Genomic DNA, 14369 nt, shown 5'->3' on the forward strand with positions numbered 1-14369 from the left:
CTGAAGCGCGCGAGAAGAGGTACAAGTGAGATGACCCGTCAGCCAGGTGTGGTGGGCGAGCAAGCGGAACTCTTGCGTGTCGGCATCGAATCCCTGCAGCGCAGCGACCCTGAACTCGCGGCCCTGCTCGACGCCGAGGTGGGCCAGCAGAAGGCCACGCTGGCGATGATCGCCTCGGCGAGCATCGCGGACCCCTCGGTGCTCGCCGCCGGCGGCGCCGCACTGTCCAACGTCACGGCCGAGGGCTACCCGGGAGCCCGCTACCACCCCGGAGCCCGCCAGTTCGACGAGGTCGAGCGGCTGGCCGTGGCCCGCGCCAAGGAACTGTTCGGCGCGCGTTACGCGAACGTCCAGCCCCACTCGTGCTCCTCGGCCAACCTCGCGGTCCTGGCCGCCCTGATGAAGCCGGGCGACACCCTGTTCGGCCTCGACCTGGACGCGGGTGGCCACCTCACCCACGGGTCGCGGGCCTCGGTGAGCGGTCGCCACTACACGTCCGTGTCGTACGGCCTGGACGAGGCGGGCCACATCGACTACGGACGCCTTGCCGAACTCGCCCTGGAGCACCGGCCCAAGGTGATCATCGCGGGGGTGAGCGCCTATCCGCGCACGGTGGACTTCGAGCGCTTCCGCACCATCGCCGACTCCGTCGGCGCGTATCTGCTCGCGGACATCTCGCACATCGCGGGCCTGGTCGCGGCCGGACAGCACCCGAGCCCGGTCGACGTCGCGCACATCACCACGACCAGCACCTACAAGCAACTGGGCGGCCCGCGCGGCGGGTTGATCCTCAGCGGCCAGGACTTCCAGACGCCAGGACCCGACGGCCGCACCCCGCTGAACCGGCTCATCCAGCGTGCGGTGTTCCCGCAGTCGCAGGGCACCCCGAGCCCGGCGTCCATCGCCGCCAAGGCCCGTGCCTTCGCGGTCGCCGCCGAACCCGCCTTCCAGGAGACGGCCGCGCGGATCGTGGCGAGCGCCTCGGCGCTCAGCGCGGAGCTGCACGCCCTCGGCTACCGGGTCCTGACCGGCGGCACCGACAACCACATGGTGCTCATCGACGCCTCCAACACCGGCCTGAGCGGCGTGGTCGCCGAGCGTGCCCTGGAGGAGTGCGGGATCCTCGCCAACCGCAACCGCATCCCCGGCGACACCAAGCCGCCGCTGGTCACCAGCGGGCTGCGCCTGGGCACCAACATCCTCGCCCAGCGCGGCATGGGCCCCGACCAGATGCACGAGTGCGCCGAGCTGATGCACACCGTCCTGCAGCACACCCACGCGCTGACCGACACCGAGTACCAGATCGACCCTCTGCTGGTCGCCAACGTCCATGAAGAGGTGCGGTGGCTGTGCACGCGGTATCCGCTGCCCGCCGAGCAGTTCGAGGACGCCCAGGCGTCCCTGATCGGAGCCCGCCGATGACATCCGCCAGTCACCAGGACTCCGCGTCCCAGGAGTGGCCGCCCGCTCTCGTGCCGAGCGACCGGCCGCGCCGTCCCGGCACCGCGCCCCGCTGCACCGCCGTCGAACACGCCGCGCTCGACGCGGCGTCCGCGGCCGCGCCGTCCGAGCTCCAGGCCGCCGCCTTCGCCGCGCTCCTGTACCGCTACACCGGCCAGGAGCGCATAGCCCTGGCCCGCCCGGACGGCGAGCTCCGCTTCACCGTCGCCGCGGACGCACCGCTCACCGCCCTGACGGCCGGTCACGGCCCCGCCACCGGCTCCGCCACGGTCGCCTTCGCCTCCGGCCCGGCCGCGGCCCCCGGGGACGGCGCTCCGTACGAGCTCCAACTCGCCGTCAATGGCGAGGAGTTGGTGCTCCACTACGACGGCGGCCTCTTCGATCACACCACCGCGCTGCGCCTGCTCGGCCACTACCGCACCCTCCTCGCCGACGCCCTCGGCGCCCCGGAGCAGGCCGTGGCCCGGCTGCGGCTGCTCACCGACGACGAGCTGCACCGCGTCCTCGTCGAGTGGAACGCCACGCAGACCGAGCTGCCCAACCAGGGCACGCTGCACGAGGCGTTCGAGGCGCGCGCCGACAGCGCCCCGGACGCGATCGCTGTCGTCCACGGCGCGGAGCGGCTCACGTACGCCCAGGTCAACGCGCGCGCCAACCAGTTGGCGCACCACCTGCGCGGCCTCGGCGTCGGCCCGGACGTGCGCGTCGGCCTCTGCCTCGACCGCTCCGCGCAGCTCCTGGTCGCCGAGCTCGCCGTGCTCAAGGCGGGCGGCGCCTATGTGCCGCTGGACCCGGACTATCCCGCCGACCGCATCGCCACCATGGTCGGCGGCACCTCCTGCGCCGTGATGGTCAGCCGCAGCGACCTGACCGCGAACCTGCCCGCGGACCAGGACGGCGGGCGCCCGCTGGTGCTCGTCGACCGCGACGCCGCGACGCTGGCCGCCGGACCCGAGCACAACGTGGGGGCCACCTCCGGCCCCGAACACCTCTGCTACATCATCCATACCTCCGGTTCCACGGGGAAGCCCAAGCCGATCGCGCTGCGCCACCGCGGCGTCCTCAACAACCTCGCCGACCTCAACACCCGCTACGGCGTGGGCCCCGGCGACGCCGTGCTCACCCTGTCGTCGCCCAGCTTCGACATGTCGGTGTACGAGTTCCTCGGCCTGACCCTCGCGGGCGGCACCGCCGTCGTGCCCGAGGCGGCCCGTACCAAGGACCCCTCGCACTGGGTCGAGCTGATCCGCGCCGAGTCCGTCAGCGTGTGGAACTCCGCCCCGGCCCTCCTCGGCCTGCTCACCGACCAGGTGGAGCAGACCGGCGCCGGGCCGCTCGCCTCGCTGCGGCTCGCGCTGCTCGGCGGCGACTGGGTGCCCGTGCCGCTCGCCGACCGGGTCCGGGCCTTCGCGCCGGAGCTGCGGTTCATCGTCATGGGCGGCGCCACCGAGGCGTCGATCCACTCCACGATCTACGAGGTCGAGCGGGTCGACCCGCAGTGGGCGAGCATCCCGTACGGCCGTCCCATGGCCAACCAGCGCGCCTACCTCCTCGACGAGGAGCTGCAGCCGGTGCCGCCCGGCGTCGACGGCGAGCTGTTCCTCGCCGGGACCGGCCTCGCGCGCGGCTACCTCGACCAGCCGGAGAAGACCGCCGAGCGGTTCTTCGAGTGGTCGCACGGGCCGGTGCGGGGCGAGCGCCTCTACCGCACCGGTGACCTCGCCCGGTTCACGCCGGACGGGCTGCTCCTGCTGCAGGGCCGCGCGGACTTCCAGGTGAAGCTGAACGGCCTGCGCGTGGAGCTCGGCGAGATCGAGGCGGTGCTGCGCGCGCACGCCGCCGTGCGGCAGAGCGTCGTCGTCGCCAAGGACGGCAGCCGCCTCGTCGGGTACGTGGTCCCCGAGGACCCCCAAGCGGCCCTCGACACCGACGAGTTGACGCGTCTGGCCGCGGCGAAGCTGCCCGACTACATGGTGCCGTCGGCGATCGTCGTCCTGGACAAGCTGCCGCTCACCCCGAACGGCAAGCTCGACCGGCTCGGCCTGCCCGAGCCGCAGCGCACCGGCGCCCCCTACCGGGCCCCGGCCACGGAGCGCGAGGAGATACTCGCCGCCGTCTTCGCCGAGGTCCTCGGCGTCGAACGCGTCGGCGTCGACGACGACTTCCTGGCCGTCGGCGGCGACTCCATCCGCGCGATCCAGGTCGTCACCCGGGCCCGCGCCCGCGGCCTGGAGGTCAGCCCCCGGCAGATCCTGCAGTCCCGTACGGTCGCCGTGCTCGCCCCCGAGGTCACCGGCACGGACACCACCGCGGCCACCGCCTCCACCGAGCCGCTGCTCACGCCCGACCCGGCGGACCTGGCGGCCTGGCAGGAGCGCTACCCCGGCCTCGCCGACGTCTGGCCGCTGACCGCGCTGCAGTCCGGCATCCTCTTCGAGTCGACGCTGAGCGACAGCGGCTACGACGCGTACCAGATGCAGACCGTCTTCCACCTGACCGGGCCGGTCGACGCCGGGCGGATGCGGGCGGCCGGGCAGGCCCTGCTCGACCGCTACCCGAGCCTGCGCGTCGCCTTCGTGCCGGACTCCGAGGACAACCTGGTGCAGCTCGTCGTCGACGGCGTCGAACTGCCGTGGCAGGAGGTCGACTTGAGCGGCCTCGCCGACGGCGAGCGCGAGGCGGCCTTCACGCGGTTCCTCGCCGAGGACTACGCCGCGCACTTCGACCGCGCGGTGCCGCCCCTGGTGCGCCTCACCCTCGTCCGCGTGGGCGAGGACGCGAGCGAACTCGTCCTGACCACCCACCACGTCCTCATCGACGGCTGGTCCGAGCCGATCCTGCTGCAGGACCTCATCCGCCTGTACGCGGGTGACGGCGAGGCATCGGCGCTGCCGGAGGTGCGCGGCTACCGGGAGTTCCTGGCCTGGCTGGCCCGGCAGGACAAGCAGGTCACCGCGGGCGCCTGGGCCGAGGAGCTCGCCGGGGTCGACGAGCCGACGCTGCTCGCCCCGGCCACGGCGCCCCGCGCGCAGACGACCGACGGGGCGGGCGAGGTCTCGCTCGGCCTGTCCGAGGAGTTCTCGCGCCGCCTGACCGCGCGCGCCTCCGAGCTCGGCGTCACCGTCAACACCCTGGTGCAGGGCGCCTGGGCGGTGCTGCTCGGCGAGCTCACCGGCCGCCGCGACGTGGTGTTCGGCGCGACCGTCTCCGGGCGGCCCGCGACGCTGCCGGGCGTGGAGTCCATGGTCGGGCTCTTCATCAACACCCTTCCTGTGCGGGTGCGTTGCACCCCCGGCGACAGCCTCGCCGACCTGGTGACGGACCTTCAGGGACGGCAGACCGCCCTCCTCGACCACCATCACCACAGCCTCACCGAGATCCACCAGGCCACCGGCCTGGAGACGCTGTTCGACACCCTGGTGGCGTTCCAGTCCTACCCGGTGGACCACGCCGGGATCGCCGAGGCGTCCGCGGCAGCCGGGTTCGAGGTCGCCGGGATCCAGGCGGAGGGCGCGGCGAACTTCCCGCTCGCCCTGATCGTCGAGACCGACCCGCACGTCCAGCTGACCCTGCAGTACCACCAGGGCCGCTTCGGCGAGGGCGTCGTCGAGTCGATCGCCGCCCGCCTCGACGGGGTGCTCGGCCAGTTCGTGGCCGACCCCGCCCGCACGGTGGCCTCGGTCGACGTACTCCTGGACGCCGAACGCGCCCGGCTCGCCGCGCCTGCCGCGGCCGAGGACGCGGGAGACACGCTGCCCGCGCTCTTCGAGCGGCAGGCCGGGGCGGCCCCCGACGCAGTCGCGCTGGTCCTGGCGGAGGGCTCGCTCTCGTACGGGGAGCTCAACGCCCGCGCCAACCGCGTCGCCCGCGCCCTGATCCGGCGCGGCGCGGGCCCGGAGACCGTGGTGGGCATCGCCCTGCCGCGCTCCGCCGAGCTCGCGGTGGCGCTGCTCGGCACCCTCAAGTCCGGTGCCGCGTATGTGCTGCTCGACCCGGCGGCCGAGCAGGAGCGCGACCAGCTGCTCGCCGAGCCGGCCACGGCGGACGTGCTCACCGCGGCGGACGTCGCGGACATCCTGATGCCCGGCGACGGCGCCGACCCCGGCAACCCGGGCGACGCCGACCGCACCGGGCCGCTGCGCCCCGGTCACCTGGCGGCCCTGCGCCGGCCGGGCACGGCCGACGGCGCTCCGGGCAAGGTGGCGCTCAGCCACCGGACCCTGGCCGCCGAGGCGGTGCGGTTCGCGGGCAGCGTGGGCCTCACGGCCGGGACGCGGCTGCTCGCGGCCTCCCCTGGCGCCGACGCGCTCGCCCTCGAACTGCTCGCCGCGGTGAGCGCGGGCAGCAGCGCCGAGGTGCTCCAGGACGCCAAGTCCCTGTCGGACAGCGGAGGTTGGAGCGGCGATGTGATCAGCACGGTCGCCCCGTACCTGGCGGACCTGCTGAACAAGTCCACCGCACCGCTGCGGGCGGGCACGGTGGCGGTCACCGGCGACGTGCTGCTCGGCTCGCTTGCCGGGCGCGTGCGGCAGGCCGTGCCGGGGGCGCGCGTGGTCCATGTGTACGGCCCGGCCGGTACGGTGCGCGGCGCCGCGTACGACGCGACGGACGCCACCGGCGACGGCCGCCTGCCGCTCGCCGCCTCGGCCGCCGACTCCGGCGCCTACGTCCTGAACCCGGCGCTGCGGCCGGTGCCCGACGGCGTCACCGGCACGCTGTACGTCGCCGGGGACGTGGCCCGCGGCTACCAGGACGAGCCGGGCGCGAGCGCCGGGCGGTTCGTCGCCGACCCGTACGGGCCCGCCGGGTCCCGGATGTACCGCACCGGCGACCTGGCCCGCATCGGCGCCGACGGCTCCCTGGAGTACGTCGGCCAGGGCGGCGACCTGCCGCGCATCCGCGGCCATCGGGTCCGCGCGGGCGACGTCGAGGCGGTCCTCGCGGCCCACCCGGACGTCGCGCAGGCCGTGGTCCGCGCCCAGGAGGGCGACGGCGGCGGCGTGCAACTCGTGGGCTACGTCGTGCCGTTGCCCGCCGCCGGGGAGCTGGACACCGATGCCGTACGGGCCTTCGCGGCCGGGCGGCTGCCCGAGTACCTGGTGCCCGCCTCGGTCGTGGCGCTCGCGGAGCTGCCGCTCACGGCGGACGGCACCGTCGATGCGGCGGCCGTCACGGAGTCCGGCGGCGACGACGCGGGCGGCTACCGCAAGGGCCGCACCCCGCAGGAAGAGGCGCTGTGCGAGCTGTTCGCGGAGGTGCTCGGCGTGGAACGCGTCGGCATCGACGACAACATCTTCGCGCTGGGCTGCAACTCGCTGAAGGCCACCCGCATCATCGGCCGGATGCGCCGCACCCTGCAGCTGGAGGCGTCCATCCGCCTGCTCTTCCAGCACGCGACGATCGCCGAGCTCTCCGGCCACCTCAAGGCCGCCAAGAGCCGCCCGAGCCTCGGCCGGGCGCGGGACGGTGCGGGGCCGGTGCGCGCCGCGGCCAGGGAGTAGGGAGCACGGCGTTGAGGAGTTGAGGAATTGAGGAGTTAAGGAACAGGGGCGGCACGGGACGGGCCGGTGCGCGTGAGTGGTCGACGCGCCCCGGCCCGTCCTGCCGTCAGCGGCTGAACAGGTGCTCGGGCAGCGGGCGCACGACGGGGCCGGCCGGCCCGGGGAAGGGCGACTTGAACTCGGCGTGGTCCGGGGTCAGGGAGCGCAGCGCCCCGGGCGTGACCACGCAGGGCAGCACGAGGTCCCAGAACCCGCTGATCCGGTGGGCGGAGAGCCAGTCGGTGTTCCTGCGGCCGAGCCGCTCGAAGCCGGTGGCCACCGCCATCACGACGGTCACCACGTCCTGCTGGGAGACGTGCGCGGCGAGCTGGCCCTCGGCGTCGGCCCGGTGCACCAGGCGCCGGACGCAGCCCTGCCACTCCCCGCGCAGATTCAGCGCGGAGTCGTGCGCGTCGTCACCGCTCAGCTGGAGCCCGGCGCGCGGCACGACGTCCTCGCGCAGCAGCCGGCCCAGGGCGTGCGTGGTGCGGATCAGCCGCTGCAGGGCGGTCCCGCCCGGCAGTTGGGCCGCCCGCGCCGTGCGGCGCAGGGCCACGGCCGCCGTCTCCTCGACCGCGGCGGCCACCGCCGCCTTGTGCTCGAAGTGGAAGTGCAGCGCACCGGCGCTGACCCCTGCGCCCGCGCTGATGTCCGCGAGGCGTGCCTGGATGAATCCGTGGCGCTCGAACTCCTCGGCCGCGGTGCGGACGAGTGAGCGGCGGGTGCGCACGGCGCGTTCCTGCTTCAACACCGGAGGCTCCTCGGGTGGCGGTCTCCCGTGCCCGGGCCGCGCCTCGGTCTGCCGGGACGGTTCGGACGGCCGACCGCACCCGGGGGATGGTGCGGCCGACCGTTCTTGCGAACACTGTACGGCCTTTCGTACGTCGTGCGCAAGAGCGCACGACGTACGGTCTGGCAAACCAGGAAACCGGTATGTTTTGATCATCTCGCTACCGGCACAGGGTGCCCCGTTTCCGCGCGGTCGACCCCTGTTCTGTGTGGTCGCACCAGCTCCCGCAGCCGTGTTCCCCGTCCCCCGGGCGCGGCTGCGGGCGATTTCTCCTGGTCCGAGGGCCGGGCGTGCACGGCGCGCGAGCCGCGCGAAACAGGCCACAAAGGGCTCGAAAAAAAACCCGCGCACTGGTATTTTTCGTGGACGGGTTGCTACGGCCCTGGCCGACTGGCCTTGAACCGCGGGGGAGGGTGAGTGATGAGTCTCGATCTGGTTCCAGCCACGTCCGCGACCGTGACCGCCGAGTGCGGCGCCCCGGCCGCCGGGGGGTGCGCCACGGTGGCGCTGGACGCGCTGCTGCCCGCCGACTCGCCGCGGGTCGACGGCGAGAACCCCGAACACGTCCGTGCGCTCGCGCAGTTGGAGCGCGCGCTGCCGCCGATCCTGGTGCACCGCGCGACCATGCGCGTCGTCGACGGCATGCACCGGCTGCGCGCCGCACGGCTGCGCGGGGACGAGTCCATCGAGGCCGAGTTCTTCGAGGGCGGCGAGGAGGACGTCTTCGCCCTCGCGGTGCGGCTGAACGTGGACAGCGGGCTGCCGCTGTCGCAGGCCGACCGCACGGCCGCCACCACCCGCATCCTGCGGGCCCACCTCACCTGGTCGGACCGGCGCATCGGCGCCATCACCGGCCTGGCCGCCAGCACCGTCGCCGCGATCCGGCGCCGTTCGACCGGCGGAAGCGAGCAGTCGAACGCACGAGTGGGGCGTGACGGCAGGGTGCGGCCGCTGCGGGCGGCCGACGGGCGCCGCCGCGCCGGCCAGATCATCGCCGCCGACCCCGGTGCGTCGCTGCGCGAGATCGCCGGGCGGGCCGGCATCGCCCCCGCGACCGCCAAGGACGTACGGGACCGGATCCGGCAGGGACTCGACCCCGTCCCGACGCGCTGCCACACCCCCAAGGAGCGGCTGCCCGCCACGGCGGCCCGCAGGCCGGTGGAGCGGGACATCCCCCGCGCCCCCGCCTCCGTCGCCGCCGCGCTCGGCCCGCTCCTGCCGAACATGCGCAAGGACCCCTCGCTGCGCACCGACGCCGGGCGGCTGCTGCTGCAGATGCTCAGCCTCCACTCCATCGGCGACGAGGCGAAGTGGCGCCGGCTCGCGCAGAGCGTGCCCGGCCACCGCACCGCCGTGCTCGTCCAGGCCGCGCGGCGCTGCGCCGATCACTGGCTGCGGTTCGCCAACGAGCTGGAGACGCGACGTATGTGACCACCTTTCCGACGGCCGGTGGGCTGCCGCGAGAAGGCGGCGGAACCTTTTTGCACACGTGCCACCCGAGTTGATCGTCACCCCCGTGAAATCCGGTTCATGAATTCACCGGACGGGCGTTTTTTCCGCAGGCGAACTTCCGTGAGGCAATTCGCTTTTCGCATTCGTAAGAACCTGATTATGAGGTGTGAGCGCATGACCGTGGACAGCGCGGACCTGGTCGCCGAGACCCCCTGGATATGGCGGGCCAGGCGCCCCGAAGCCCGCCATCGCCTGATCTGCTTCCCGCACGCGGGCGCCGGTGCGGGCGCCTATGCCGAGTGGGCCGAACTGGTCCCGTCCGACATCGAGTTGGCGGCCGTGCAGCTGCCCGGCCGGCAGAACCGGATCGCCGAGGACCCGGCCACCAAGGTCGCCCCGCTGGTGAAGGTGCTCGCCCAGGCGCTGCGCCCCGTGTTCGACGGGCCGTTCTCGTTCTTCGGGCACTCCGGCGGCGCGATCCTCGCCTACGAGGTCGCCAAGGCCCTGCACGCCAAGGGCGGCCCGCAGCCGGCGCACCTGTTCCTGTCCGCCCAGCCCGCGCCCGGCACCCTGCACCGCGTCCGGCGCCTGCACGACCTCACCGACGAGGAGCTGACCGCCGAGGTCGTCTCGCTCGGCGGCATCGAGCAGGAGATCGCCGACGACGAGGACGTCATGGAGTCGCTCCTGGAGACCCTGCGGGCCGACTTCACGCTGTGGGAGAACCACACGGTCGCCGCGGGCGCCCCGCTCGACAGCCCCATCACCGTGATCAGCGGCGACGACGACCCGCGCGCCCCCCTCGACACCCTGCAGGGCTGGGGCGAGCTCACCAACGCCTCCTTCGACCTGCGCCTGTTCGACGGCGGGCACTTCTACTTCCTCGGCCAGGCCGCCGAGCTGGTCGACTTCATCAGCCGGACGCTGCCGGCGCCGCAGACGGCAGGGAGCAAGTGATGGCGATGTCCGAAGCGTACGAATCGCTCGACCAGGCCCGGGTGCAGGGGCTCGCGGCGCGGGCCCGCACCGTGCCGGGGGTCCGTGAGGCCGTGGCCGTCGTGCGCCAGGGCGCCCGCGCCGCGGCCCCCGCCCCCGCCGCCGAGGAGGCGCTTCCCGCCGCCCCCGCCCCGCAGGCCGCCCCGGCCAAGGACACGGCGCCGGTCGCGCGCGTCCGTACCGACGCGCCGTCCTCCAAGATCGACGGCGGCGAGCTGCGCATCCCCGAGGGCGCGCCCGTCACCCTGCAGGCCGCGCTGAAGGAAGCCGCCGAACTCGCCCCGGAGAAGGGCACCATCTATCTGCGCGCGGGCAGCGAGCCCGACATGCAGACCTATCCCGAGCTGCTCGCCGAGGCCCAGCGGGTCCTCGGCGGACTGCGGAGTGCGGGCCTGGAGCCCGGGGACGCGGCGCTGTTCCAGTTCGACGACCACCGCGCCTACATGACCGCCTTCTGGGCGTGCATCCTCGGCGGGTTCGTGCCCACCCCGGTCGCCGTCGCCACCACCTACGCCGCGCCCAACGAGTCCAACCGCAAGCTGCGCGGCGCCTGGGACCTGCTCGACCACCCCGTCGTGCTCACCGACGAGGCGACCGCGCCCGCGCTCACCGAGGTCCGCGAGCTGTGGGGCGAGTCGACGGTGCGCATCCTCACCGTCGAGCAGCTCCTGGAGCACGAGCCCGACACCGACTGGTACGCGACCACGGCGGACACCCCGGTCATCAACCTGCTCACCTCGGGCAGCACCGGCATGCCCAAGTGCGTCCAGCACGCCAACCACTCGGTGGCGCACCGCGCGTGGGCCGTCGCCCAGGGCCGGGGCTACACGTCCGACGACGTCAGCCTCATCTGGATGCCGCTGGACCACGTCACGATGGTCTACTTCAACGTCCGCGACATGTTCCTGCGCTGCCTGCACGTCAACGGCCGCATCAACGACGTGCTCGGCGACCCGCTGCGCTGGCTCGACTGGCTCGACCAGTACGGGGCCACCAACACCTGGGCGCCCAACTTCGCGTTCAACCTCGTCAACGAGTACGCGGAGGAGATCGGCAAGCGCTCCTGGGACCTCTCCCACGTCAAGGAGCTCGACAACGCGGGCGAGCCGGTCATCGCCGCCACCAGCCACCGCTTCGCCGAACTCCTCGCCCCGCACGGCCTGCCCGCCGACGCCGTCATGCCGGTGTGGGGCATGTCGGAGACCTGCTCGGGCGTCACCTACGCCACCCAGAACCGCGACGACCACACCGCGGGCACCGTCGTCGTCGCCCCGTCCTCCTTCGAGGGCGAGCTGCGCATCCTCGACCAGTCGAGCCTGGGCGGCCCGGACGCGGTGTCCTTCTCCACCGTCGGCAGGCCGATCCCCGGCGTGACCATCCGCGTCGTCGACGACAAGGGCAACCTGCTGCCCCAGGGCCGCATCGGCGAGCTGCAGATCCGCGGCGTCACGATCATGACCGGCTACTACGGCAACGCCGAGGCCAACCGCGAGTCGTTCACCGCCGACGGCTGGTTCCGCACCGGCGACCTCGCCTTCGTCCACGACGGCGAACTGGTGATCGCGGGCCGCAAGAAGGACCAGATCATCGTGCGCGGCGCCAACTTCGTCGCCCACGAGCTGGAGAGCCTGGTCGAGCAGGTCGACGGGGTCCGCGTCACCTTCTCCGCGGCCGCCGGGGTCAGCGAGCCCGGCGAGGGCTCCGACCGGCTCGTGATCTTCTTCGTGCCGGCCCGCTGGGACCAGGCGTCGCTCGACCAGACCTTCCAGGACGTGCGCGCCACCCTCGTACGGGAAGCGGGTATCGCCCCCGACCTGCTCGTGCCGGTCGCCGAGGCCGACTTCCCCAAGACCGCGAGCGGCAAGATCCAGCGAGCCGCCCTGGTGAAGGCCCTCAAGGCCGGGGAGTTCGACGACCAGATCCAGAAGGACACGGAGCCGGAGGCCGAAACCGCCCCGCCCACCTGGTACTTCGAGCGCCAGTGGGCCCAGCTGCCCGACGCCGTCGCGCGCACCGCCGACGGCCAGACCCGGCTCCACTTCGACACCGACTGCGGCCCCCGCGTCGTCTTCGCCGAGGCGGAGCACCTGCCGCTGCTCGGCCTCGCCGACGAGCAGGTCGTCGTGGTCGGCCGGGGCGAGGCGTTCGCCGAGCAGGAGCCCGACCACTACCGGGTCGTGCCGGGCGACGCCGACCATGTGCGCCGGGTCCTCGCCGAGGTCACCGCCATCTACGGGCGCCTGCACTCCGTCGTGTTCGCCTGGAGCCTGCCCGGGTCCGACGGCTCCGACGGCACCGCGCCCGCCGACCGGCTCGAGGCCACCAGCAAGGAGGTCACCGCCGTCATCCAGGCCCTCGCCGACGGCACCTACGGCCACCCGCTGCTGCTCGTCCTCACCCGGGGAGCCGTCCACGTCCAGGACGGCGACACCCTGGACCTGGGCACCTGCGCCCTGCCCGGCCTGATCCGCACCGCCGTCGCCGAGCTGCCCAAGGAGACCATCCGCCAGCTCGACCTGCCCGCCGCCACCGACCAGTGGTCCGCCGCCCTCCGCGCCGAACTGGCCGACCCCACCCACTCCGGAGTGGTCGCCGCCCGTTCCGGCAAGCGCTGGCAGCCGCGGCTTCGCCCGGTCGACGAGGCCGACGCGAACGGCGCCTCGCCCGTGAAGACCGGCGGCCTGTACCTGGTCACCGGCGGACTCGGCGGCATCGCCAGCGACCTGGCCGGCTACCTCCTCGCCAGCTACGGACTGAGCATGCTCCTGGTGGGCCGCTCCGAGCCGCAGGGCGAGAAGGCCGAACGGCTCGCGGACCTCTCCGACTTCGGGTCCGTGCTCTACCGGCGGCTCGACGTCGCCGACGCCGACGCCCTTCAGGCCGCGGTCGCCGAGGCCGAGGAGCACTTCGGCCGGAGCCTGGACGGCGTGCTGCACCTGGCGGCCGCCGACCCCACCTCGCAGTGGAAGAACCTCGAGGACCACGCGCTGGTCCGCGAGACGCACGACACCTTCGTCGACCTGTACCACGCGCGGGTGCGCGGCACCCTCGCCGTCGGCCGGGTCCTGGAGGACAGGCCGGACGCCTCGCTCGTCCTGTTCGGGTCGGTCAACGGCGAGTTCGGCGGCCACTCCTTCGGCGCCTACTCGGCGGCCAGCGCCTTCCTGGTGGGCTTCGCCGACCACTGGCGCCACGACCGCGGCCGCGACGTGCAGTGCCTGGCCTGGTCCATGTGGACCGGCGTCGGCGTCAACAAGAGCCAGTCCGCCGAGCCGGCACGGCTGCGCGGCTACCGGGCCATCGACCCCGAGACCGGACTGCGGCTCTTCCTCACCGCGGCGGGTCTGGAGCAGCACTACCTGATGGTCGGGCTCGACCCCGAGAACCCGCAGATCCAGGCCGAGTTGGCGCCCGGCGAGCTGAGCGCCCGCGAGGTCGTGCTCGCCTACACCGCCGACGGCATCGACCCCAAGACGGTGCAGACCGCCCTGGGCGACGCGCTGACCGGCATCCCCGTACCGGTGCGTCTGGTGGAGGTGACCCGCATCCCCACCGATGCGAACGGCGCCGTCGACACCACGCAGCTCCTCATCGACGCCAGCCCCAAGCGGGCCGGTGCCCGCAAGGAGCACGTGGCGCCCGAGGGCGCGGTGGAGCAGGCCATCGCCGGGATCTGGACCGACGTCCTCAACCAGCCGACCATCGGCCGCGACGACTCCTTCTTCGACGTGGGCGGCAACTCGCTGCGCGCCACCCGCCTGCTGGCGCGCATCACCGACACCTTCGGGGTGCGGCTGACCACCAACGAGTTGTACGAGACGCCGACGGTCGCCGGGATCGCCGAGGCCCTCGCCGCGGCCGGTGCCGCCGCCGGGGGAGTGCCGGAGACCGAGGTGGTCGCCGCCGGCTGACCACGGCTCCGGCCGGCCCGCGGTGCGAAGGCCGCGGGCCGGCCGGGGAATCCGGAAAGAGAAAGTCCCGGCGACATTTCGGCTCGGTTATCCGGGCAAATTTTCAGCCATTCTGAGCGGTCGTCGCGATCAACCGCACGGTCAGCGATCCGATATCCATCGAGCAAACAACTGTCCATTTTTCGTTGCCACTTGAACGCATTGTGAGGCGATCGAAGC

6 protein-coding genes are annotated in these 14369 nt (G+C 73.5%); 5 read left to right on the forward strand and 1 reads right to left on the reverse strand.

Translation table 11 applies throughout. The annotated features are described in order from the left end of the window. The first annotated feature begins 30 nt into the window (after positions 1–30). Together glyA and ACQB60_RS30920 are read left to right on the forward strand one after the other, a co-directional pair. Complete coding sequence (glyA, locus tag ACQB60_RS30915) at positions 31–1422, forward strand: serine hydroxymethyltransferase (RefSeq protein WP_496929394.1); 1392 nt, start codon at positions 31–33, stop codon at positions 1420–1422. Next, the gene (locus ACQB60_RS30920) at positions 1419–6962 is read left to right on the forward strand and encodes an amino acid adenylation domain-containing protein (protein WP_496929395.1); all 5544 of its coding nucleotides are present in this window, start codon (positions 1419–1421) and stop codon (positions 6960–6962) included. Before glyA ends, ACQB60_RS30920 begins: the two co-directional genes overlap by 4 nt. A 106-nt stretch (positions 6963–7068) precedes the next feature. Here the strand turns inward: ACQB60_RS30920 and ACQB60_RS30925 are convergent, their stop codons facing one another. Further along, on the reverse strand, positions 7069–7752 hold the full coding sequence (locus ACQB60_RS30925) for a ScbR family autoregulator-binding transcription factor (RefSeq protein ID WP_496929396.1): 684 nt from the start codon (positions 7750–7752) through the stop codon (positions 7069–7071). Between the two features lie 459 nt (positions 7753–8211). On the opposite strand from ACQB60_RS30925, the gene ACQB60_RS30930 reads away from it, so the two are divergent. The 3 genes from ACQB60_RS30930 (at position 8212) to ACQB60_RS30940 (ending at position 14150) form a co-directional block, all read left to right on the forward strand. Then, positions 8212–9222, forward strand: a complete 1011-nt coding sequence (locus tag ACQB60_RS30930) for a ParB N-terminal domain-containing protein (protein ID WP_496929397.1) — start codon at positions 8212–8214, stop codon at positions 9220–9222. A 195-nt stretch (positions 9223–9417) separates the two neighbouring features. After that, a complete protein-coding gene (locus ACQB60_RS30935; protein WP_496929398.1) occupies positions 9418–10200 on the forward strand; it encodes a thioesterase II family protein in 783 nt (260 codons plus the stop codon). Next, on the forward strand, positions 10200–14150 hold the full coding sequence (locus tag ACQB60_RS30940) for an SDR family NAD(P)-dependent oxidoreductase (RefSeq protein ID WP_496929399.1): 3951 nt from the start codon (positions 10200–10202) through the stop codon (positions 14148–14150). The genes ACQB60_RS30935 and ACQB60_RS30940 overlap by 1 nt, the downstream gene beginning before the upstream one ends. The last annotated feature ends 219 nt before the right edge of the window (positions 14151–14369 follow it).

The organism is Streptomyces odontotermitis (assembly GCF_050510915.1).
Lineage (GTDB): Bacteria > Actinomycetota > Actinomycetes > Streptomycetales > Streptomycetaceae > Streptomyces.